Source organism: Streptomyces sp. NBC_00286, from assembly GCF_036173125.1.
GTDB lineage: Bacteria > Actinomycetota > Actinomycetes > Streptomycetales > Streptomycetaceae > Streptomyces.
Window position 1 is genome coordinate 7,030,509 of sequence record NZ_CP108054.1, and the last position, 21,469, is coordinate 7,051,977.

The window sequence follows — 21,469 nt, forward strand, 5'->3', positions numbered from 1 at the left end:
ATATCGAGGGGTAGTGATCACCGCTGAGCCTCACGTCGAGGGGCGGCGACTATCGCTGACCTTCCCGACTCCGGAGCCGCCGTCGGTCACCCCGACCCTCACCGACGCGATGGCGGCTCCGGTGTGTGAAAGGAAAGAGGGCGGCGCCTGTGCGGAGGCGCCGCCCTCTCGGCGCGACGGCCGAGGTCAGCGCACCGTGCGGAAGAACGCTCGGACGTCGTCCACCAGCAGGTCCGGGGCCTCCATCGCCAGGAAGTGGCCGCCGCGGTCGAGTTCGGTCCACCGTACGACGTTGTGGTCGCGCTCGGCCCAGGGGCGGATGGCCACGTCGTTGGCGGTCAGGAGGACCGCGGTGGGTGCGGTGCCGCGCCCGCTGAGGTCCCACGTGGCGGCGGAGATCTCCTCGTAGTAGATCTGGGCGGCCGAGGCGGCGGTGGCGGTGAACCAGTACAGGGAGATGCCGGTCAGCATGTGGTCACGGTCGATGCTGTCCTCCGGCAGTCCGTCCTCGGGGAAGCTGTGCTCCTTGAACTTCTCGACGATCCAGGCCAGTTGGCCGACGGGGGAGTCGGTGAGGGCGTAGCCGACCGTCTGCGGGCGCTTGGAGTTGCACTGCAGGTAGCCGTCGTTGAAGTTCTGCATCCGGTCCCAGCGCCGCTGCTCGGCCTCGGTCAGGCCGTCCATCTCGCCCTCGACGCCCACTGGGAAGGTGAGCAGGCCGTGGACGTGGATGCCGGTGAGGTGTTCCGGGTCCTGTTTGCCCATCGCCGGGGCGACCCAGGCGCCGGTGTCGTAGCCATGGACGCCGTAACGGCCGTAGCCGAGGCGGGACATGAGGCCCGTGAGCAGCGTGGCCATCTTCGCCGCGTTCATGCCGGGGCCGGCCAGGGGTGTGGAGAAGGCGAAGCCCGGGAGGGAGGGGACGACCAGGTGGAAGGCGTCCGCCGGGTTGCCACCGTAGGCGCGGGGGTCGGACAGCGGGCCGATGACGTCGAGGAAGTCCACCACCGAGCCCGGCCAGCCGTGCAGCAGCATCAGCGGTGTGGCATCGGGCTCGGGCGAACGTACGTGCAGGAAGTGGAGGTTCTGGTCGTCGAGGGTGGTCATGTACTGGGGGAACTTGTTGAGGGACGCCTCCTGCGCCCGCCAGTCGTACGTGGTGCGCCAGTACTCGGCCAGCTCCTTGAGGTAGGCGACCGGGACGCCGCGGCTCCAGCCGACGCCAGGCAGTTCGTCCGGCCAGCGGGTTGCGGCCAGGCGGGCGTGGAGGTCGTCGAGTTGCGTCTGCGGGATGTCGATGTGGAAGGGACGGATGTCGGGGGTGGTCGTGTTCGTGTTCGCCATGACCGTGACGCTAGAAGGCACTTAGGTCAGGAACGTTCCTAACCCTCTGGCAGTCTGACAGCATGCTGGAGACGTCCGGACGGCTGCTGAGACTGCTGTCCCTTTTGCAGACCCACGATGACCGGTCCGGGACCGAGCTCGCCGGCCGCCTCGGCGTCAGCGGTCGCACGCTCCGCCGTGACGTGGAGCGGCTGCGCGAACTCGGCTACCCGGTGCAGGCCACCCGGGGAACCGCTGGTTACCGGCTCGGGGCCGGGACCACGCTGCCGCCGCTGCTGCTTGACGACGACGAGGCCGTCGCCGTCGTGGTCGGCCTGCGCACGGCGGCCGGTGGATCGGTCGCCGGAATCGAGGAGTCCTCGCTGCGCGCGCTGACCAAGCTGGAGCAGGTGCTGCCCGCACGGCTGCGTTACCGGGTGAACACCCTGCACGCCGCGACCGTCCGGGCGGGTGAGGCTCCGGCCCCCAAGGTCTCCCCGGACGTCCTGATGGCCGTTGCCGAGGCGTGTCGCCGGCACGAGTGGCTGAGGTTCGACTACACCGACGCCCGCGGCAAGGGCGGAATCCGCTCGGTCGAGCCGCACAGCCTGGTGAGCTTCGGCCGCCACTGGTACCTGGTCGCCTGGGACACCGACCGCGCCGACTGGCGCACCTTCCGCGTCGACCGGCTCACCCCGCGCACGCCGACGGGCCCGCGCTTCACGCCTCGGGAAGTCCCCCACGGGGACGTGGCCACGTATCTCGCCCACCAACTGTCCACGCAGGCATGGCCGTTCAGAGCCACCGTCACCCTGCACGAGTCCGCCGCGGCGGTCGCCGACCGCGTCTGGCCCGGCATGGGCGTCCTCGAACCCGTCGACGACCACAGCTGCCTGCTGCACCTGGGCGCCGACAACCCCCGCGACCTCGCCTGGATGATCACCTCGGTCGACGCCGACTTCTCCCTGACCGAGGCCCCGCCCGAACTCGCTGAGACCCTGCGCGCCCAGGCCGTCCGCTGCCTGACCGCCGTACGAGAGACGTGACGCATCGTCAGTGGGTGCTGGTGCGACGCCCTGTCGCTTGCGAGCAGCAGGGCCGGAGGACCGGCCGGGAGCAGGAACCGGCCTTGTACGGCCGCCTTGACGGCGTCGGCCATGGGCCGCCAGGACAGCTTGAAGTCCGCCTCGGCAGGGGTGAGTTGCTGTGGGCTGCAGGTGAGTGAGGTGGCCTCGAAGAGGTGCACGCGTGCGGCCGAGTCGAGCGTGATGGCGTAGGAGCCGAGGGGTCTCCAGGCCACAGCGGTGATGCCGGCTTGCTGACGCGGGAGCCAGGTCCGGCGGGCGAAAGGCGCCGTAGGGTGAACGCGGCGACCATGCCACCGCGCGTGCGGTCTTTACTCGCCCCGCCAAATGTTGTCGAAGGCCGCCTCGTCGAGGGCTCGCCGCTGCCGTTCGGCTTCCAGGCTCCTTACCGCGTCATGGACGGCGGCGAGCACTGTCGCCACGGCATCGTCGGCCACGCTCGGTGACTCTCTCGTCGGCTTGTCGCCGATCCCGACGGCCGCCGCGAGGGCTGTGAGGACGGGCTCCTCCGATGCCCAGCGGTTCGCCGCCCGGCGGCGTGCGGGCGAATCCACCAGCACCAGGTGAGCGGGCTGGAAGATCATCCAGGGGCGGCGTCGCCGAGTGAGCCGGCCTTCCGCTTCGAGGGCGGTCAGATAGGCCGCGGACAGGCCGCGGCCTCTGCGCCACAGCCAGTCGCCGACCGACTCGTACGGCGGTTGTCGCGCAAGTGACGACGCGGCCTCATCCAATTCCTGATCAGCTGTGGCTCGCCGGTCGCTCGGCACGATGTGGTCACCGTCCAGTGTGATGGCCCGGGCCTCCAGGAGGTCGATCAGCTCGGCTCCCGCGAGCGCAAGGGACAGATCGCCTTGTTCCGGAGGATGGCTGGCCGTCAAGTCCATGGCGGTGATCAACAGGTCCCGCGGTGTGGTCATGAATGACTCCGTCTCACCTCGAGGAGCAATCGGGGCTGCCGCTGGCCGCTGCCGCGGGCGGTGGCCTCATGCGGGCGGTAGCGGGACGCGCATGTAGACCGTGCCGCGCAGGTCCAGCCATGCGGCGTCGGGGGCCCGTACGAGTCGCAGGATCACCGTGTCGCAGCTCGGGCAGCGGGCCACCAGGCCCGGGGCGTGCGCGTACACGCGCAGGTCGGCGACGACAGCGGTGCGCCCGCAGCCGGCGCAGCGCCCGGAGGCTGCGGTGACGTCCGCGGTGAACAGTTCGCCCAGAGGGCCGGCGAGCGCGTTGCCGTCCTCGTAATCCGTGGTGTCCTGTCGGTCCATGTCAGTCTCCCGTGGGGCCGAAGCGTTCGGTTCTGATCCGGCGCGGGTCGTGGCCCAGCGCCACCAGCTGGGCCGCGGCGGTCTCGACGAAGCCGGTCGGCCCGCAGACGAAGCAGACCGGCTCGAACTCCGGTGGCCAGCCGTGGGCCTGCAGGTCCGCGAGTTGCAGGCGCTTGGCGGGTCTCGGCCACCCCTCAGGCGTGTGCCGGGTGTAGAGGTGGGTGACCTCCAGGCCGCCGTCACCGGGCTGCGGGGTGCGCAGTTCGGAGGCGTAGTACCCGTCCTCGGGGGTGCGGACCGAGTAGATCAGCCGGAAGGGGGTGCGGCTGCCGAGGCTGCGGCGCGTGCGGATCATGGCCATCAGCGGCGCGATCCCCGATCCGCCGCCCACCAGCAGCACCGGCCGGATGTCTGCCGGGCGCCAGACGAACCAGCCACCCACCGGGCCCCGGATCTCCACCAGGTCACCGATCTCCATCACATCGGCCAGGTACGGCGAGACCTCTCCGTCGGGCGCGCGCTGCACCGTCAGCTCGAACCGGTCGCCGTCGGGTGCCGAGGTCAGCGAATAGCTGCGCTGGGTGCTGTAGCCGTCCTCGGCCGTCAGCCGCACATCCACGTGCTGGCCGGCCAGGTGTCCGGACCAGCCGGGCACGTCGAAGACCAGCGTGCGGGCCGAAGGCGTCTCGTCGCGCAGACCGACCAGCCGGGCGGCCTGCCAGGTCAGGGGCGCTTTCAGTCGCCCTGGTACCGCTGCTCGCGCCACGGGTCACCGTAGTCGTGGTAGCCGAGGCTCTCCCAGAACCCCGGCTCGTCCTCGGTCAGCAGCCGCATCCCGCGCACCCACTTGGCCGACTTCCACAGATACAGATGCGGCACCAGCAGCCGGGCCGGGCCGCCGTGCACCGGAGCGAGGTCCTCCCCCTCGTACTGGTAGGCGATCCACGCCTCGCCGCCCAGCAGGTCTTCCAGCGGGATGTTCGTCGTGTAGTCACCGTAGGAGTGGACCAGCGCGAACTCGGCCGCCGTCTCCACATCGGCGAACAGCGTGTCCAGCGACACCCCTTCCCAGCCGGTGCCCAGCTTCGACCACTTGGTCACGCAGTGCAGGTCCACTGTCGGCCGCTCGCTCGGCAACGCCAGCAGCTCCCGCCACGACCAGCGGTGGCGCGTACCGCTTTCGGTCGTGATGGTGAACTCCCACTCCTCCCGTGCGATGCTCGGCGTGGGACCGGCCGACAGCACCGGAAAGTCCTCGGTCAGATATTGCCCGGGAGGCAGCTTCACATCCGCTGGGCGCGCCCGGCTGTGAAAGCCCCGCGAAACGATTCCCATGGACCTCCCCATTCCGTCAGAGGGACACGACGCCGACGATCCCGGGGACGACATCTCCATTGTGGGAGACGTGAGCGGAAAACACATGTCGTGGCGCCGTGCCGCCCGAGGCAACGCCTGTGGCCTCTGACCCAAGGTTGTGGCCGGCCGGATACCTCGATGGTCCGCACGGTGATGCAGCGGCCCACTTCGGCGGCGATCGACCGTGCGCGACGCAGCCATGCACCATGCCGTCCCGTACCAGCAGTTCGCCGCGCAGATGGCCACGGCCGAGTAGCTGCGAGACCGGCACGAAGAAGGGGCAACCGTAGGCAGGGGCTTCCCTACCGTGTCCGGCCGACGCCTGCACAAGGCTCATTCGCTTGCGAGCAGCAGGGCCAAAGGACCGGCCGGGAGCAGGAATCGGCCTTGTACGGCCGCCTTGACGGCGTCGACCATGGGCCACCAGGACAGCTTGAAGTCCGCCTCGGCAGAGGTGAGTTGCTGTGGGCCGCAGGTGAGTGAGGTGGCCTCGAAGAGATGCACGCGTGCGGCCGAGTCGAGCGTGATGGCGTAGGAGCCGAGGGACCTCCAGACCACAGCGGTGATGCCGGCCTCTTCCAGAAGCTCCCGGCGAGCGCACTGCTCGGGACTTTCCCCGTCTTCTCTGCGTCCGCCGGGAAGGAAGAGGAACTCACCATCGTGCCGGGGAAAGTGCGCGCTCAGGAGGGCTACGAGGCCGTCCGAGTCGCGGGCCACCACCACTGAGGCATCGCGGGTGGGCCCGCGGCTCTGGATGTCGTCACTCATGCCACGCGAGCGTAGCGAGGATCAGTTCACCCAGGCGGCGAACGGCACGTTCATGACGACGGGGTGCGCGATCCCTCGGCCGTGGTAACCGTCTTCGCCGTATGCGTCACCGTGGTCGGCGCACATGATGACCAACCACCGTTTTCTGGCCGTAAGGGTCGTGATCAAGCAGGCGAGGTGGGCGTCGGCGTAGGAGAGTGCAGCCTTCTGAGAGGCCGGGGTGTCGCGGCTCTCGGCGATGTAGTGGCCGTGCGGCACGTGCGTGGCCGAGACATTGACGAACAGGTACAGAGGGCGTCGGTCGTAGCGTTCAGCGACTTCGAGAGCCTGGTCGACCTGGTGTCGGGTCGAGTCCGGCTCGGGTGAGCAGAACTCGGGCCGCCAGTGGTCTTCGTCGAAGAGGTTCGGCAACACCGAACCGAGTGGCGTCTCACGGGAGAAGTACGTCACCCCGCCCACGCACGCGGTGAGGTACCCGTGCTGCCGAAGCCCTTCGAGGAGATTGGGAGCGTCGAAGACGAAGGTCTCCTCGGCCACCTTTTTGAAGGCGGGCGGGCGGCACTCCCACAACCGTGGAGGCTGCTCTGGTCGTGGCACCTTGGGGAGGAAGCCGCTGAAGAACGCGAAGTGAGCCGGGAGCGTGAAGCTGCCAGGAGTGTGCCGCAGCTCCCATCCTCCGCTGGGCAGGAGACTCTTCAGGCCCGGCGTGAGCCCGACGTCCAGGGCGGTCCTGGCAACGTCGTAGCGGAGGGAGTCGAGGGTGACGAAGAGGATGCTCGTGCCGGACCCGATGATCTCGGCTGCGTCGATCACGATCGTCCTCCCTCGGTGAACTGGTCGTGCCATGGCTCGATCGTCCCCTTGGCCTTCGCGTTCACTGGGATGGGGACGCGGTCTTCCGCGATCAGACGGCGGATCCCGGCGAGACCGTTGGTGTCGTCCAGAAGGATGCCGTGGCTGTTGAAGAGCTTGATGTGCACGGTGGGCGCCTCGGCAACTCCGCTTGCCCTGACCATCGCGCCGGGTACGCCGTTGAAGCACGCGAGGGTCCTCAGCAGATGTTCCTCGGTCTGGTGGCCGATGAAGCGGACGTTGCACGCGTAATGCTGGGCGTTGATGGCGCCTCTGCAGAACCGCTGCGCGAACTCGGGGGTGAGAGGGTGTCCGTCGTGCGCCACCACGATCCTGCGGGCCTTCTGTGTGACGACGAGACAGGCCCCGAGCCACCACGCCACGGCCTTGTGGATCTCGCCGGGGTATGTGCCCACGGCGCCGCCGTCGCGGATAACCGCTTCAGTGTCAATGGAGTTGAGCACTTGGTCCCTCACCGAGATGGTCGATGATCCAGTCGGCCAGGTCGTCTGGTGATTTCCCGTTGGTGTCGAGCAGGACGGCCGTGGGATCGGTGCTGGCGACCGCTTCGAAGTTGTCGAGGAGGTGGGCAAGCCGTCCGGGCGTGCGAAGCAAGGCGATGTCGTCGTCCTTCAAGTCGCGCTTGCTTGCGAGCCGCTGACGCAGGGAGGATTCCGAGCAGCGGAGGTAGAAGGTGTGCGTCGGTGCGTCCAGGTAGGGGCGGAAGGGTGCGAGCAATTTGTTGACCGTTTCGACGTTCACCCCGTGCACGGCAGCGTGGCAGGCGATCACCGACGACACGTACCGATCGGCGATCACCGGGGTGATCTGCCGTGTCCGGCGGATCGAGTCGGAGCAGTGCAGGACGCCGGAGAGGTAGAACGCGAACTGGGGAAGCGCCCGCAGTTGGGTGTTCACCGGCTGGGACCAGTCGGAGTGCGGCACGGGGAGCGTGTGGGTACAGGCGCCGTTCAGTCGCTCGGCGAGGACTTTGGCCAGTGTCGACTTGCCGATGCCCGAGACGCCTTCGAGGACGATCAGCGGTAGGCCGGGCTCGTCGAAGGACGCGGGCTGGTAGGGGAGAGGGAGTTTCACAGCGTCCCTTCGGTGAACGATGTGACGTGTCCGGCGACGGCCTCGGCCAGGCGCTCGGGATCGGCCAGGAGTGCCTTGAGATCCAGGCGCAGGTCCTCGCGCAGAAGACACGGCTGGAGGCCGCCGGAGTGGTCGAAGCGCAGCGCCCAGAAGCCTTCGACGCACTTGGCTCGGACGGGGCACGTGCCGCATTGGCCGACGTGGTGGCGGCCGAGATTGCGGTGGATGACGTCGATCTCCACACCGTCGACCCGGAACACGCGGCGCCCTTGGCCGACACCGGCCACCTCTGTGTGCTCGTTGGTGGTCAGCGTGCGGAGATAGCTCACGATCTCGTCGGCCGAAATGGCAGAGGATGCGCGATCTTCGTTGAAGTCCGTTCCCACGAGCTCGATGAACTGGATCGGCATCCTGCGGTCCAGGGCGAAGTGCAGGATGTCCCGGATCTCGTGCGCGTTCTCCCTCTGGAGCAGGGTGTTCAGCTCAACGCGTTCGAATGTGTCGCGTGCCGCCTCGACGCCGTCGAGGACAGCGTTGATTCCGATGCGTGTCTTGGCGATGGCTCGTAGTGACTCGTCGGAGAAGTAGTGGAGGCTGACCTTCACCTTGTCCAACGGGGAACGGGCCAGCCACTCCTGATTTGCCTGTACGAGCAGGCCGTTGGTGATCAGCGTGTACGAGGCGTCGGCATCTGCCTCGGGGAGCTGTTCCAGTACGGGGCGGGCCAAACGGGAGACGAGGGGCTCTCCTCCCGTGAAGTAGACGCGGCGCAGCCCGGCATCCATGAGCGCGGTGATCACGGTGACGTAGTGCGCCGCGCACAACGAGCGCCTGCGCGGCTGCTGATTGCGGTCCTCTCGGGTCCGCGGGGGTGGAACATCGCCTTCGTTGTGGCAGAACCAGCACAGCAGGTTGCAGGCGGGCCCGAAGGAGACGCGCAACTGCCCCCGAAGGGCGGCGAAGTTCTGTAGCGCGGTCCAGTCGACCGGGGGTGCGGAAAGCGGGGCCTGAGCAGTGTGCACAGGTACCTCCCAAGGGAAGGGGCCCAAGGGCCCTGACAGGAGTTTGTTCCTCGATGGGTGGGGAGCAGGCGCAGAGGTGTGCCCCTCGCCCTGCGCCCGTTCTTGAGTCCGTGCAGAACTCGTCGCACAACGCCAGCGCGGGATCGTCGCGTTTCGGAGGCTTATGGGTTCAGTGTTCGGCCGGCGGGCACCCGCAGTTCGGCCCAAACGACCTTGTCCGTGGTGTCGGTCGTATCCCCATCTCCAGCTCAACGCGTCGACCAGAAGGAGGCCGCGGCCCTCCGCGGCCTCGGCGCCGGGGGTGCGCATTTCCGGCAGGCCCGAGGACTTGTCGGCCACGCCGATGCGTACGACCCCGCTGGGTCGGCGCTGCACCAGGACGCGCGCCGTCCGACAGTTGGTGTGGTCGATGGTGTTCGCCAGCAGCTCCGAAACGATCAGCGTGGAGTCTTCGACCAGCTCCTCTATGCCCCAAGCCCTCAGTGCGGCCGAGACGAGGAGCCGGGCGCGAGATGCCGACTCGGGCGCGCACGGCAGTGTCTCGGTGTAGCCAGGCGCACCGATCGCGTTCGGACTTGCGGCTGTCATGGTCACGGATTTCCCTCCGGTGTGGACGCCCGGCCCAGGCGGAGCAGACAGGGACGGGTTTTCCTTCGTGCACCGAGCGGGGCCTTCTCTCGAGAGGTCCGCTCGGTGGCTGCTGACCAGTGAACGACCGCGAGGTGAAAGGGAACAGGAAGGGAACCCCTGCGGCTGGTCGCACCGGACCGGAAGACTTTGCCGTTCCGTGACTTGGGGTCTGGCTCGACCTGTGACCGCAGCGCTACGGTCCGTGCCATGGGAGCGAATGACGTGCTCAAGAGCCGGATGCGCGAACTCGGGCTCACACAAGATGAGTTGGCTGCTCGGATGAACACTGCGCTGGCAGAGATCACCGGAAGGCCCGGTGACGTCTCCGCCCGTACGATCCGCAACCTGCTCAGCGGAGAATCGCGCCGCCCCATCGGACGCACGTGCGCGGCTCTGGAGCTAGTGTTCGGCTGCCCTGTCGAGGAATTAGGGTTCACCGCACCACGCACCATGCAACACCCGCAGGAGGACCCAGTGCGGCGTCGTACCTTCATCACCTCGGCCACGGGCACCGCTACACGACCATTGCGGCCTTCTCGTGCATCGATGTTCGCAATCTTGACCAGGCGCAAAAATATCTGAACGAGTCCACAACGTACGCCGGCCTTTCACAGGACGGGCCAACGGAAATGCGAGTATGGGTCAATCTCTCGATGCTCGCGTATCAGCGCAGGAACTGGCCCGAAGCGCTTGCGGCAGCCCAGGCAGCCCAAGCTTCTTCGGCAGCCAGACGGGACGCTTTCTTCGATTCATTGGGGCGGGTCCGCGCTGGCCTCGCCTACGCGGTGCTCGGCGACCGCCAGGCTGCTCGGCGGTCGCTCGGCTTCGCCCAGGAGACGTTCACCAAGGCCACAGAGCGCGAGCGTCCCCGGTGGACGGCGTTCTACGGCCCCGCCGAACTGGACCACCTCGCTGCCATCGTTCATCACCACAGCGGAAGTTTCAGCCATGCCGAAGCCATGGCGCATCGAGCTCTGGCCAAAATTCCACGCACTTTCCGCCGCAACAGGGCCCTGGCCACTGCACAACTCGCCCACGCGCAGCTCCACCAGGGAGATGTCGAACAGGCCACAACAACAGCCGCCCATGTCTTCACGATCATGGACGATGCTCCGTTGCCAGGCCGGATGCGGACGCTGATCGGTGATTTCCACCGGGACCTGTTCGCGCTGGCCCCGTCGACCGTCTACGCGCGCGAGTGGGCAGACCGTATGCGAGCTGAATGGAGTCGGGTGTGATCGACCTACGTCACTTCCACCAGGGGGACCTCCCCGAGGGCTTCAAGCAAATGCTGGTCGATGTGCACGCCGATGCGTACGCCGACCAGATGGACGACCCCTTCCACCAGCGTTTTCCATGGTTCGTCGACCACTGGTCAGCGATGGAAGGCTTCTCGTGCGTTGTCGCCTACGAGGGAGACGAACCGGCCGGGTTCGCGTATGGGGCTCCGCTCACGCCTGGTCGCGAATGGTGGCGTCCCACGGGCTACGAGCCGAGCGACGGCTACACCTCCACCTACGCCGTGTCCGAGGTGATGGTTCGCCCGCAATGGCGGAAGCAGGGAATTTCCGAGCGGCTTCATGAAGCTCTGCTCAAGGAACGCGCGGAAGACCTTGCTGTGCTGCTGGTCGACGTGACTCATCCCAAGGTGCAGTCCCTGTACGAGACTTGGGGATACCGCCAGGTTGGTGAGCAACAGCCGTTCGCCGATTCGCCGGTGTACGCGGTGATGATCAGGAACCTTCGGGGCTGAACGTGCTCGGGGCCGGTGAAAGCGTGAACACTTCCCCGGATAGTTTTCACGCTTTTCGCGGGTCTTCGAACTTGAGCGGTGTGCGTCTGGTGTGTGCGCTACTGGACGTCACGGTCCGTGATGGGTGGGGTGGTTGTCGGCCCCGGATGCAGGACCACGGGCGTCCTGCTGCCGGGGCCACCTCTGGCCCTCACCCAACGTGACAGACAGCCAGCCGCTCAGGACGACGCACGGCTCAAGTTCGAAGACCCTGGTTGGCGACCTCGCCGGCTACGCGACGCAGGCGACGGGGTCGAACGACCGCCCGTGACTGTGGGGCGGAGCGATTCGGTGATCGAGGCTGCGGGCCGCAGCTTCACGCGCTATGTGATGGGGCTGCGTAGCCATCCATTGTGTTCAGCGCATCGTCGGGCGGTGGCGAGGACGCTCGCAATGGCGGGCGACGGATCGTTCGCGGGCCACAGCACCGAGAGTTCTGCCACGATCGACGGATCGACCACATCGCGACGAACGATGCCGGTGCTGGCCTTCGCGGCGTGCTCAGCGAACGATGTAGGGGCTAAGCCGACCTCGCGTCTGCTGGAGAGCCTGGCGAGCATGGCGTTTACTGGCGGATCCTCGAACGCGCAGATCTCGGGTGAGAAGCCTGCTTCGTGGCACGCGGCGACGATGCTGTCGTAGTACGCCGGGGCGAGACGGCGAGGGAACAGCTGCAGCGTCTCGTCGCGGAGGTCCTTCACCGGGATCGTCGGTGCGGCAGCGAGGCGGTGGTGAGTGCTGAGGAGCGCGGAAACGGGCTCTTCACGGAGAATCTCGCCATTCACCCCGTCGAGCGGCTGCGGTGAGAGGGCGAGACCGATGTCCAGGTCGCCGGCACAGAGCCGTTCGGGAATCTCGGCGCTGTAGAACTCTCGAGGGTCGATCGTGAAGTCGGGGTGGTCTTCCTGGAGAGCATCCAGAAGCACCGTGAGCGTGCCGAAGCTCGTGACCGGCGTATAGCCCACCCGAATCGTCGTCGCAATGCCTGACCCGGCCCGCCGGGTGAGCTGCACGGCTTGTTCCAGCGCGGCCAGCGCGATTGGTGCCTCGTGAGCCAGCGTCCGGCCCGCGGCGGTGAGCTGCACCCGACGGCTCGAACGCACGAAGAGCGGGGTTTCGAGGGTCTCCTCAAGCTTGCGGATCTGATGACTCAGGGACGGCTGGGAGATGTAGAGACGCATGGCTGCGCGGCCGAAGTGGAGTTCCTCGGCTACGGCCATGAAGTAGCGGAGGACGCGGGGGCTGACATCCATAGACGAATCCTATCGCCCGGCGTCCGGACAAGTCTTGGACTCCCGCCGGATGGCCGCCGTAGCGTCGTTTCACGCCACGGGAGACGTTCCAACCTGTCCCGTCGAGTCTGGTCGGATCCGGTCTCGGTTGACGTGACCGGCCTCCATCGCACATCAGCCTGGCAAGGAGAGAAGCGTGAGCATCGCCGTGATCCAACGAGGCGACATCGGCGGCGGGTTGGCCGACCTGTGGGAACGTGCCGGGCACCAGGTGACGCGGCTGGGGCGTGCAGGCGGCGACGTCGGTGCCTCGGAGACGGCCGGGCAACCTGTGGTCCGGTGACGACGAAGCCCAGCGCACTGTCAGGCAGTTCGGTCTTGTCGCCGGATACGACGCGGTCCGCCTGGGCGGCCTGAGCATGGCCGCCACTCAGGAGGGCCTGGCCGACCCGATCTTCGCGATCGCCCAGTCCGGGCTCGGCCAGTTCGTCTACCGGATGGCATCACCCGAACAGCGCTGACTCTCACCATCGACCGTTCAACCCATCACACAGAAGGAACATCGTGACGCGCACCGCAAAGGCCGGACTCGAAGCACTGCTCACCCCCGAGGAGAGCGTCCTGGTGCTCATCGACCACCAGCCCTTCCAGTTCACCAATCTCAACAGCCACGAATCAACCATGATCGTCAACAACGTCGTCGGCCTGGCCAAGGCCGCGAAGGTGTTCGACGTCCCTACGGTGCTGACGACGGTGATAGAAGGACGCGGCGGCTACCTCATCAAGGGCCTCCAAGACGTCTTCCCGGACCAGAAGCCGATCAACCGCACGTTAATCAACACCTGGCAAGACCGTCACGTCGTCGATGTCGTGGAGAACACGGGGCGCAAGAAGCTGATCATTGCCGGGCTGTGGACGGAGGTCTGCGTCGCCATGCCCGCCCTCCAGGCGCTGGGTGAGGGGTACGACGTCTTCGTCGTCACGGACGCCAGCGGCGGGGTCACCGCCGAGGCGCACGACATGGCGGTGCGTCGCATGGTGCAGGCCGGCGTGGTACCCATCACCTGGATGGCCGTGGCCAGCGAGTGGCAGCGCGACTGGGCTCGCGAGTCAACGGCCGAGGCGCTCGGGCCGGTCCTCTTCGACCACGGTGGCGCCAGCGGGATCGCGCTCACCTGGGAGCTGCAGCTGCTGGCCACACCCACCACCGATGGTGCTGGTGCGTAGCGCGGGCGGCTGCTGCGCCGGAGGCGGTCTGGCGCCCACGGCAGTGGGCGCCAGACCGCCTCCCCGTGTGTCAACGAGCGGTCGGCGACCGCACACCACGAAGACAAGCGCCGCAGAAGCTCCGTGGCCAGCAAGGACCCGGACCTGGTGCTGTGCTCCCGGCCTCCTATGAGCGCAAACTTCAGGGTGGGGCGCTGAAATTGCGGTAAGTCGGTGTGGCCACGCTTGCGAAGTAGACAAAATCGATTCATCAACTGGACTGGGTTCAGCGTGAAGCAAGGCCCACGCGGAAGGCACATGGAGGACACGTGGCAGTGGAAGTGAGTGACGTTCCCGAAGCCAAGCGGTACGAAGCCCGGGCCGAGGGAGAGTCCAAGGTCGCGGGCATCGCGGATTACATCCGTACGACGGAACTCGTCGCGTTCGTGCATACCGAGGTCTCGCCGGAGTACGAGGGCAGGGGGGTTGGGGCGGCGCTGGCGCGCACCGCCCTCGACGAGGCGCGCGCCGCGAACCTGCGGGTGCTGGCGACCTGTCCGTTCTTCGCGGGGTGGATCGCCCGGCACCCCGAGTACCAGGACCTGCTGTATCAGTCCCGCAGCAGCGTCAGCGACTGAACACCGGGCATGGCAGCGACGGAGGCGGTATGAGCAACGAAACCGAGAAGAAGGCGTACAAGGGCAAGTCGATCACCGTGACCTTCGAGGCCAGGCGCTGCCTGCACGCCGCCGAATGCGTCCACGGTTTGCCGGAGGTCTTCGCCCCGGGTGAGCGCCCGTGGATCCGGCCGGACGGCGCCGAGGCCGAGCGCCTGGCCGAAGTGGTGCGGCGCTGTCCCTCGGGTGCGCTGCAGTACGAACTCGTGGACTGAGGGGCGGAGACCCGGACCGGCCCACGCAGATCACGCGCAACTCCGTCGGGCAGTTGGTGGCGCGCGACAAGTTGAGCATGGCCACGGCGGCAGGCCCGCGCGCGGAGACCAGGGTCATTCTGTGTGGTTGCGGGTAGAGCCGTCTTCGACGCCAGTCCAAGAGCAGGCACGGAACCAGGGGATCCGATTCTCCGGGCCTCGACGCCCACAGCGACTCAAGAAGGGAGGAGTAAATGGGGTACATCACCGTAGGGAATGAAAACAGCACGCCGGTCGAGCTCTACTACGAGGATCAGGATGTGGTTCAGCCCGTCATCCTCATCCACTGATATCCACTGAACGGTCACAGCTGGGAACGCCAGACGCGAAATCTCCTAGCCGCCGGATACTGTGCCATCACCTACGACCGTCGGGGATTCGGCAAGTCGTCAAAGGTGAACTCCGGGTTGCAGTTATGCATGGAGGACGAATGCGGTCAATCATTCCCGACTATTTGGCCGAGGTAGTGGGAGATGTGGAGTCGGACACGTCCGGAGAGCTGGCGGGATACATTCCTGAGCTCGCAGCAGCGGACCCCGAGCGCCTCGGGGCGGCCTTTGCCATGATTGGCGGAGAGGTCTATGGTGCCGGTGACATCGATATCGAGTTCACAGTCCAATCGATCTCCAAGCCGTTCGCATATGCGTTGGCCCTGTCTGATCGCGGATTCGACCCTGTGCTCGCCAAAGTCGGTGTCGAGCCGTCCGGAGAGGCGTTCAACGAGATCTCTCTCGAAAGTGATACCGGGCGCCCTCTTAATCCCATGATCAACGCCGGCGCGATCACCGTACACTCACTGACCGGCGCGGAGGACCTGAATCCGGCAGAGCGTGTGGAACGTGTGCTCCACGGCCTCTCGGCGTTCGCCGGTCGTCGACTGAGGATGGATGAGGCGGTATGTGCGTCAGAGATGGAGAACGCGCACCGCAACCTCGCCATTGCGCACATGCTCCGCAGTCACAACGTCCTCACCGAGGATCCCAGGCCCATCGTGGACGGCTATACCCGCCAGTGTTCCGTGCTCGTCACCACGCGAGATCTGGCCATGATGGCCGCGACGTTGGCCAACCGTGGGATAAACCCTCTCTCGGGTGAGCAGGTGGTGCCGGAACCGGTGGTGCGTCAGGTGCTGAGCGTCATGTTCAGCTGTGGAATGTATGACGCCGCTGGTGACTGGGCGACCCAGGTCGGTATTCCGGCAAAGAGCGGGGTGGCCGGGGGCCTGATCGGCGCGCTTCCCGGGCAGATCGGCATTGCCACTTTCTCACCACGACTGGATAGTCACGGGAACAGCGTTCGCGGGATTTCACTGTTCGAACGATTCTCTTCCGACATGGGTCTGCATGTGATGGAGGTCCCCGCCGCTGCGCGTGCCGTCGTGCGGTCCCACCATGTCGTTGGCAGCGGACCGAACGCGCTCCGGGTCCTGCAACTGCAAGGTGGCATCGGCTTTGCCGGAGCCGAGAGAGTTGTTCAGGAAGCCGAGGACATTTCGCCTTCGGACGTCAGGGTGGCTTTGGACCTGACAAGGGTCTACTCGATCGACGACGTGGCACGGCGCGTGCTGCTGGAGGTCGCACGCCGGCTGACGCTGAATGGTCACGAGGTCTACCTCGTCGACCCAGAATCGATCATGCCCGATCCCGATCCCGGCGATGGTGGCCGAGTCACAGTCGTAGACGACGTCGATCACGCTGACTCGCACACGGCGACCGCGGGAGGAGGTCAGATCGGTTGAACGCGCATGGTGAGATTCGCGCCCCACCGCAGGCCGATGCGGAGCCGCGAAACCTCTGACCCACCTCCGATAACACACAGTTTCCACATGCAGATGCCGGCCGGCGTTCGTTTCGTCGGCCAGAAGGGGAAGAAATCATGGGTTACATCACCGTCGGCACGGAGAACAGTACGCCGGTCGAGCTCTACTACGAGGATCAGGGTTCTGGGCAGCCGGTCGTCCTGATCCACGGCTACCCACTGAACGGGCACAGCTGGGAGCGTCAGACGCGCGAGCTGCTGGCCCAGGGCTATCGGGTCATCACCTATGACCGTCGGGGCTTCGGCCAGTCGTCGAAGGTGAACTCCGGTTACGACTACGACACCTTCGCCGCTGACCTGAACACGGTTCTTGAGACCCTCGACCTGCAGGATGTCGTCCTTGTCGGTTTCTCAATGGGCACCGGGGAACTCGCCCGCTACGTGAGTCGCTACGGTCATGAGCGTGTCGCGAAGCTCGCCTTCCTCGCCTCGCTCGAGCCGTTTCTCGTCGCCCGCGACGACAACCCCGGCGGGGTGCCGCAGGAGGTCTTCGACGGCATCGCCGCGACCGCGAAGGCGGATCGGTACGCCTGGTTCAAGCAGTTCTACGCGGACTTCTACAACCTCGACGAGAACCTCGGCACGCGTATCAGCGAGGAGGTCGTGACCGGTAGCTGGAACGTCGCGATCCGCAGCGCTCCGGTGGCTGCGTACGCTGTGGTACCGGCATGGATCGAGGACTTCCGCGCCGACGTCGAGGCGGTCCGCGCGAGCGGCAAGCCCGCACTGATCCTGCACGGTACAAAGGACAACATCCTCCCGATCGACGCCACTGGGCGCCGATTCCACAAGGCACTCCCCGAGGCCGACTACGTCGAGGTCGAAGGAGCGCCGCACGGCCTGCTCTGGACCCACGCCGACGAGGTCAACACCGCGCTCCGCGACTTCCTCTCGAAGTGACGGTGGATGACTTGCGCTTCCCCTGACGGCTACTCATGACGCGGAACCGCGTCATCGCCGCCGACGAGGGGCGTATGTGACGCCGAACTGATGCTGAGTCGCCACATACGCCCCTCAGGGTCCATAAACGCAACGGATGCCTGATCTTCGACCGTCACGGGACCCACTCGTCGACACGCTTTCCGGCGGCAAACCACCACAACATTGCCCAGCACCTGCCACTGCTGGACGCTGCCCCACCGACCCTCGTCTGCGAGGTCGCCCTCGTAGGGGTCGCCCGGTTCCCGGCCACACATCCGTCGAGCAGCGCCGCACTGTCACGTACCGTGCGGCTGACGCCGACTTGTACGGCCAGGCCGTTGAAGACCTCGTCGAAGTCGGGGCCTGCGGAGACCCGGCCGCGGGTGGGCTTCAGCCCGAAGAGGCCGTTGTAGGCGGCGGGGACGCGGATCGAACCGGCGGCGGCGTCTGCGATCGGGACCACTCCGGCTACGACGGCAGCGCCCGCGCCCCCGCTGGACCCACGCGCTCTGCGCTGCGGGTCCCACGGGTTGCGGGTCGCGCCGTACAGCACTGCGTCGTGCTGCTGCAGGCCATCTCCGGTGTCGCGGTACGCCCGAACGTCGCGAGGTCGGCGCGTCGGAAGCGGCATGGAAGCTGGGACGCTTCAGATGCCACCCACCGTGTGGTGCCTCAGGTCTGGTTCTCGCCACCGTCGACGTAGACGTTCGCGCCGACGACGTAGCTGCTCTGTTCCGAGGCCAGGAAGGCCACGACTGCGGCGGCCTCCTCGGGCTGGCCCATGCGGCCCTTGGGCACGGTCGCGGCGACCTGCTCCTTGATGGCGCGGGCGGTCTCCTCGTCGCCGAAGGCGGCGGTGCCCCCGGGAGTCTCGATCCATGCCGGCGAGACGACGTTGACCCGGATGCCACGGCCCTTGAGCTCGGTGGACCACGTCCGCGCGAAGGACTGGACGGCCGCCTTCGACGCCGCGTACGCGCCGAACGCCTCCATTCCGCGGTCAGCGGCCGTCGAACCGACCAGGACGATCGAGGCTCCGTCGTTGAGCAGTGGCAACGCCTTCTGCACGGTGAACAGCGTGCCTCGGGTGTTGACTGCGAAGGTCTGGTCGAAGTGCTCCTCGGTGGTCTGTTCCAGCGTCATGAACGAACCGATCGCCGCGTTCGCCACGAGCACGTCCAAATTCTGGCCTCGCGCCCGGACCGCCTCGTGGAGCCGGTCCAGGTCCTCCGGCTTCGCGATGTCGCCGACGACCGCGGTGGCCGGTCCGTTCCGATGGTCTTGACGGCGGCCTCCAGTTCGGCCTGGCGTCGGCCGGTGACGAACACGTGCGCGCCCTCGTCCGCCAGCCGTACGGCGGTGGCCAGACCGATACCGGTGCTGCCCCCGGTGACCACCGACGTCTTGCCTTCCAACTGTCCCATCTGGATGTCTCCATCGCTCTCTCGATGCCGATCCGTTCGACATCGATACTGCGGGAGATCGGGGATGCTATCCATAATGCAGAGTCCGGCATCCTTTACGTATCGTCCAGGAGGTGTCGTCGGTGCTCGGATTTCGGGATCCAGTGGCTGACGCGATCGGCCTGCTCCGGCCCCGCACGGTGATCGGGCCCAGTCTCCTGGCCGCGGGAGAGTGGGCTTTGCGCTTCGACACGTTCTTGCACGTGCGGATCGGGGGCCTCGTGCGCGGCACGTGCTGGTTGATCCTCGAAGGGCACGAGCCGGTACTCCTGCAGGAGGGTGACACCTTCATGCTGGGCAACCCGCCGCCCTACGTGCTGGCCAGCACGCTCGACGCGAGCCCGCGCTCTGCGGAGCAGGTGTGGGCGGGTGCCGAGGACGGGTTCGTGTGGATCGGCCCGGAGTCCGAGGAGGACCTCTACCTCTGCGTCGGGCACATCGCGTTCGACGACAGGAACGCGGCCCTCCTGACCGATCTTCTGCCGCCGCTCGTGATCGTCCGCGTGGGCGATCCTCATGGCGGGCGACTCGCGCAGCTGATCGATCTCCTGGCCACCGAGGCCGGGGTCGCCGCCGCCGGCGGCCCGCTGGTGCAGAACCACCTCGCGCAGATCCTGCTCGTGCACATGCTGCGTGCTCACGCCGGTCAAACAGACCGGCCCACAGGCTGGCTGGGCGCCCTGAACGAGGACGGCATCGGGGCCGCCCTGCGCGCCGTGCACGCGGACGTGGCCCACTCCTGGAGCCTCAAGGAGCTCGCCGAGATCAGCCACATGTCGCGTTCCGCGTTCGCCCAGGCCTTCAAGATCCACGTCGGGGTCCCGCCTCTGGAGTACCTGATCCAATGGCGCATGAGCCTCGCCCGCGACGCCCTCGCCCGCGACACTCTGTCGATCTCCGAGCTCACACGGGCCACGGGCTACCTGTCCGAGAGCGCGTTCAGCACCGCGTTCCGCCGCGTGGTCGGCTCATCGCCCGCACAGTTCCGGAACCAGGCACGGCAACCACCGCGCTCGGCCGCGAACGGAAGCTGAAGGAGGCGTCCTGTGCTCAGCTGCGCCGCTCACGCTGGCGACGAAGACACCAGCACACCGCCCGCCGACACCACTACCAGCGACGCGGACACGCGTCATAGACGCGACTGTAGTGCTAGAACGCGGTGAGCTGGCGGCGCCTGAGCGCGGGCCGACAGGCCCTCTATACCCGCGTGCTTCTGTCGATCGCCCACCACGAGGCGGAATCGGCCGCGCTGCGGGCGTGGCTGCTGGCGCGGCTGGCGGACGAAGCGTGGGTGAGCAGCGCCCTGGCCGAGGTTGAGATAGCGGTTCTTTCGTCAAGTGAGGCGCGGGGTCCGGTGTTCGTAGAAGGTGCCGTCCATCTCGCCGTCACTCTCGTGCAGTGGTTCGTCGCCGATCTGGGCCGCCGCACTCCGCAGGCTCCCCACCCGCAGGCTGATGCGTTCTCAGTTTTCGAGATCGAGTAGTTGGAGTGCATGGTCGGTCCGTGACCGGTAGTGGTCGGTGGCGGCACCGCAAAATCATCACCGGGTCGACAAGGCCGCAGCCAGCAGCAGCTGGTTCTCGGAGGCCTTGGGTACCCACAGGTCGAATTCGGTTTCCAGGTGCTCCAGTACCTGCCTTGAGTCCGAAACCGACGACGGCCAGGGGAACGCCGACGGATCAGCGCCGTCGTTGTGGGCGGGGTTCATCCCGGGATCGAAAGAGGACAGGACGCTGCCGTCGACCGCGTACTCCACGCGCTGCACGGCGTTTATGTCCCTGCTGACGGCGATGACGCGGGTGCCCCGGGAGAGTACGGGAAGGTAGTCCCGGGCGCAGACGTACGAGGTGGAGGCCTGGATGGCGAAGGCCCACCCCTCGATTGACCCGGCTCGCACGATGGCGTCGGCGTAACGCTGGAGGAACCCCCGCTCCTCCACCGCCTCCACGTCCAAATCCTCCAGGAAGTCGAGGTCGTAGGGCTCGTCCGCCGAGTTGCGGACCTCGATCTCCTGGGCCTGCTGTCGTGTCAGCGGGAAGAGGACGGACTCTCGCCAGGCACCGAGTCGTACGAGTACCTCCTCTGGTGCGAGGTCCTCGCAGAAGATGAGGCTGTAACCGAAGTCGTACGCCTCGGCCACCCAGCGGAGTCCGTCCGTCATTCCGTCATCCTGTCAGGCGACCACAGGTCAGCGGGTCGTACGGCGCTTGCGGGCCGCCAGCAGTACGCCACCCCCGGCGAGCAGGACGGCCGCGCCGCCGCCCGCGAGGTAGGGGGTCGCGCTGCTGCCGCCCGTCGCGGCCAGGTCGGTGCCCTGGTCGCCCGCGGTGTCGTCCGTTCCGTTGGACTCGTCGGCTCCGGCGCCCGCGTCCTCGTCTCCGGTGCTCTCGTCTTCGCCGCCGGTGTTCGTGTCCTCGGCCGGGACGAAGCCCGCAGGCGGCTTGTCGCAGCCGACGCCGTCCTTGTCGCGGTCGAGGTGGCCGCCGTAGTGCTCGTCGCCCTCGCGGATGTTGGAGTACCCGTTCTCGTACGCCTCGGGGCAGTTCTTGAACGGGTGGTCGCCGTCATGGGCCACGGCGGTGGTCGGCAGGGCGGCCAGCGCCAGGGCGGCGACGGCCACGGCGGCAGGTCTGCGGAACAGGTTCATGGAGAGCCCCCAGATATGTGCGGATATCCGTACGCGTGATCACGAAGTGGCCATCGAGCGGAT

26 protein-coding genes and 4 pseudogenes are annotated in these 21,469 nt (G+C 67.1%); 14 read left to right on the plus strand and 16 right to left on the minus strand.

The features are described from left to right. Positions 1–186 precede the first annotated feature (186 nt). Positions 187–1,344: an epoxide hydrolase family protein gene (locus tag OHT21_RS31900; RefSeq protein WP_328771730.1), complete on the minus strand. Its 1,158-nt coding sequence runs from the start codon at positions 1,342–1,344 to the stop codon at positions 187–189. A 62-nt stretch (positions 1,345–1,406) separates the two neighbouring features. On the opposite strand from OHT21_RS31900, the gene OHT21_RS31905 reads away from it, so the two are divergent. Continuing rightward, positions 1,407–2,369 carry a helix-turn-helix transcriptional regulator gene (locus OHT21_RS31905; RefSeq protein ID WP_328771731.1) on the plus strand — a complete coding sequence of 321 codons (963 nt, stop codon included), beginning with the start codon at positions 1,407–1,409 and terminating at the stop codon, positions 2,367–2,369. Positions 2,370–2,719: 350 nt separating this feature from the next. Here the strand turns inward: OHT21_RS31905 and OHT21_RS31910 are convergent, their stop codons facing one another. From OHT21_RS31910 to OHT21_RS31955, 10 genes and pseudogenes are all read right to left on the minus strand, one after another. Beyond that, positions 2,720–3,325: a GOLPH3/VPS74 family protein gene (locus OHT21_RS31910; protein ID WP_328771732.1), complete on the minus strand. Its 606-nt coding sequence runs from the start codon at positions 3,323–3,325 to the stop codon at positions 2,720–2,722. A gap of 66 nt (positions 3,326–3,391) precedes the next feature. Then, positions 3,392–3,673: a DUF6510 family protein gene (locus OHT21_RS31915; protein ID WP_328771733.1), complete on the minus strand. Its 282-nt coding sequence runs from the start codon at positions 3,671–3,673 to the stop codon at positions 3,392–3,394. 1 nt (position 3,674) lies between these two features. Continuing rightward, positions 3,675–4,439 (minus strand): ferredoxin reductase, encoded by a 765-nt coding sequence (locus tag OHT21_RS31920; protein ID WP_328771734.1) that lies wholly within the window; start codon positions 4,437–4,439, stop codon positions 3,675–3,677. Beyond that, positions 4,409–5,008, minus strand: coding sequence for a sulfite oxidase-like oxidoreductase (locus tag OHT21_RS31925; RefSeq protein WP_328771735.1), 600 nt, complete (start codon positions 5,006–5,008; stop codon positions 4,409–4,411). Before OHT21_RS31925 ends, OHT21_RS31920 begins: the two co-directional genes overlap by 31 nt. A 354-nt stretch (positions 5,009–5,362) precedes the next feature. Continuing rightward, the gene (locus tag OHT21_RS31930) at positions 5,363–5,797 is read right to left on the minus strand and encodes an NUDIX hydrolase (protein WP_328771736.1); all 435 of its coding nucleotides are present in this window, start codon (positions 5,795–5,797) and stop codon (positions 5,363–5,365) included. A gap of 21 nt (positions 5,798–5,818) precedes the next feature. Beyond that, positions 5,819–6,610 carry an STM4013/SEN3800 family hydrolase gene (locus tag OHT21_RS31935; RefSeq protein WP_328771737.1) on the minus strand — a complete coding sequence of 264 codons (792 nt, stop codon included), beginning with the start codon at positions 6,608–6,610 and terminating at the stop codon, positions 5,819–5,821. After that, entirely contained in the window at positions 6,607–7,113 is a 507-nt protein-coding gene (locus OHT21_RS31940; RefSeq protein ID WP_328771738.1) for a hypothetical protein, read from the minus strand. The genes OHT21_RS31935 and OHT21_RS31940 overlap by 4 nt, the downstream gene beginning before the upstream one ends. Beyond that, positions 7,097–7,744 (minus strand): dTMP kinase, encoded by a 648-nt coding sequence (locus tag OHT21_RS31945; RefSeq protein ID WP_328771739.1) that lies wholly within the window; start codon positions 7,742–7,744, stop codon positions 7,097–7,099. Before OHT21_RS31945 ends, OHT21_RS31940 begins: the two co-directional genes overlap by 17 nt. Beyond that, a complete protein-coding gene (locus OHT21_RS31950) occupies positions 7,741–8,766 on the minus strand; it encodes a radical SAM protein (protein ID WP_328774298.1) in 1,026 nt (341 codons plus the stop codon). The genes OHT21_RS31945 and OHT21_RS31950 overlap by 4 nt, the downstream gene beginning before the upstream one ends. 270 nt (positions 8,767–9,036) lie before the next feature. After that, positions 9,037–9,354: pseudogene (locus tag OHT21_RS31955) on the minus strand (ATP-binding protein); the annotation flags it as partial. Between the two features lie 249 nt (positions 9,355–9,603). Between OHT21_RS31955 and OHT21_RS31960 the strand changes: the two are divergent. From OHT21_RS31960 to OHT21_RS31970, 3 genes are read left to right on the plus strand one after another with little or no spacing between them, the layout of a single operon-like run. Beyond that, a complete protein-coding gene (locus tag OHT21_RS31960) occupies positions 9,604–9,978 on the plus strand; it encodes a helix-turn-helix domain-containing protein (protein WP_328771740.1) in 375 nt (124 codons plus the stop codon). 47 nt (positions 9,979–10,025) lie between these two features. Next, positions 10,026–10,634 (plus strand): hypothetical protein, encoded by a 609-nt coding sequence (locus OHT21_RS31965; protein ID WP_328771741.1) that lies wholly within the window; start codon positions 10,026–10,028, stop codon positions 10,632–10,634. Beyond that, positions 10,619–11,149: a GNAT family N-acetyltransferase gene (locus OHT21_RS31970; RefSeq protein WP_328771742.1), complete on the plus strand. Its 531-nt coding sequence runs from the start codon at positions 10,619–10,621 to the stop codon at positions 11,147–11,149. Before OHT21_RS31965 ends, OHT21_RS31970 begins: the two co-directional genes overlap by 16 nt. Before the next feature lie 362 nt (positions 11,150–11,511). On the opposite strand, the gene OHT21_RS31975 is transcribed toward OHT21_RS31970, so the two are convergent. After that, positions 11,512–12,441 carry a LysR family transcriptional regulator gene (locus OHT21_RS31975; RefSeq protein WP_328771743.1) on the minus strand — a complete coding sequence of 310 codons (930 nt, stop codon included), beginning with the start codon at positions 12,439–12,441 and terminating at the stop codon, positions 11,512–11,514. 175 nt (positions 12,442–12,616) lie between these two features. Between OHT21_RS31975 and OHT21_RS31980 the strand changes: the two genes are divergently transcribed. The 8 genes and pseudogenes from OHT21_RS31980 (at position 12,617) to OHT21_RS32015 (ending at position 17,275) form a co-directional block, all read left to right on the plus strand. Next, a complete protein-coding gene (locus OHT21_RS31980) occupies positions 12,617–12,763 on the plus strand; it encodes a hypothetical protein (protein WP_328771744.1) in 147 nt (48 codons plus the stop codon). Further along, a complete protein-coding gene (locus tag OHT21_RS31985) occupies positions 12,726–12,941 on the plus strand; it encodes a hypothetical protein (RefSeq protein WP_328771745.1) in 216 nt (71 codons plus the stop codon). The genes OHT21_RS31980 and OHT21_RS31985 overlap by 38 nt, the downstream gene beginning before the upstream one ends. 43 nt (positions 12,942–12,984) lie before the next feature. After that, entirely contained in the window at positions 12,985–13,647 is a 663-nt protein-coding gene (locus OHT21_RS31990; protein ID WP_328771746.1) for a hydrolase, read from the plus strand. A 308-nt stretch (positions 13,648–13,955) separates the two neighbouring features. After that, complete coding sequence (locus OHT21_RS31995) at positions 13,956–14,264, plus strand: GNAT family N-acetyltransferase (protein ID WP_328771747.1); 309 nt, start codon at positions 13,956–13,958, stop codon at positions 14,262–14,264. A 29-nt stretch (positions 14,265–14,293) separates the two neighbouring features. Next, on the plus strand, positions 14,294–14,518 hold the full coding sequence (locus OHT21_RS32000) for a (4Fe-4S)-binding protein (RefSeq protein ID WP_328771748.1): 225 nt from the start codon (positions 14,294–14,296) through the stop codon (positions 14,516–14,518). Between the two features lie 233 nt (positions 14,519–14,751). Beyond that, positions 14,752–14,964 (plus strand): annotated as a pseudogene (locus tag OHT21_RS32005) (alpha/beta fold hydrolase); the annotation flags it as partial. A gap of 23 nt (positions 14,965–14,987) precedes the next feature. Next, complete coding sequence (locus OHT21_RS32010; RefSeq protein ID WP_328771749.1) at positions 14,988–16,295, plus strand: glutaminase; 1,308 nt, start codon at positions 14,988–14,990, stop codon at positions 16,293–16,295. A 137-nt stretch (positions 16,296–16,432) separates the two neighbouring features. Continuing rightward, a complete protein-coding gene (locus OHT21_RS32015; protein ID WP_328771750.1) occupies positions 16,433–17,275 on the plus strand; it encodes an alpha/beta fold hydrolase in 843 nt (280 codons plus the stop codon). 266 nt (positions 17,276–17,541) lie between these two features. Here OHT21_RS32015 and OHT21_RS32020 read toward each other — a convergent pair. After that, a pseudogene (locus OHT21_RS32020) lies at positions 17,542–17,932 on the minus strand (amidase family protein); the annotation flags it as partial. Between the two features lie 36 nt (positions 17,933–17,968). Then, a pseudogene (locus OHT21_RS32025) lies at positions 17,969–18,720 on the minus strand (SDR family NAD(P)-dependent oxidoreductase). 143 nt (positions 18,721–18,863) lie between these two features. Between OHT21_RS32025 and OHT21_RS32030 the strand changes: the two are divergent. Both OHT21_RS32030 and OHT21_RS32035 read left to right on the plus strand, forming a co-directional pair. Next, complete coding sequence (locus OHT21_RS32030; RefSeq protein WP_328771752.1) at positions 18,864–19,793, plus strand: AraC family transcriptional regulator; 930 nt, start codon at positions 18,864–18,866, stop codon at positions 19,791–19,793. A 173-nt stretch (positions 19,794–19,966) separates the two neighbouring features. Beyond that, positions 19,967–20,242, plus strand: a complete 276-nt coding sequence (locus tag OHT21_RS32035) for a hypothetical protein (RefSeq protein ID WP_328771753.1) — start codon at positions 19,967–19,969, stop codon at positions 20,240–20,242. A 57-nt stretch (positions 20,243–20,299) separates the two neighbouring features. Here the strand turns inward: OHT21_RS32035 and OHT21_RS32040 are convergent, their stop codons facing one another. Continuing rightward, the gene (locus tag OHT21_RS32040; RefSeq protein WP_328771754.1) at positions 20,300–20,920 is read right to left on the minus strand and encodes a DUF6461 domain-containing protein; all 621 of its coding nucleotides are present in this window, start codon (positions 20,918–20,920) and stop codon (positions 20,300–20,302) included. Between the two features lie 27 nt (positions 20,921–20,947). Further along, positions 20,948–21,406 (minus strand): LAETG motif-containing sortase-dependent surface protein, encoded by a 459-nt coding sequence (locus OHT21_RS32045; RefSeq protein WP_328771755.1) that lies wholly within the window; start codon positions 21,404–21,406, stop codon positions 20,948–20,950. Between the last annotated feature and the right edge of the window lie 63 nt (positions 21,407–21,469).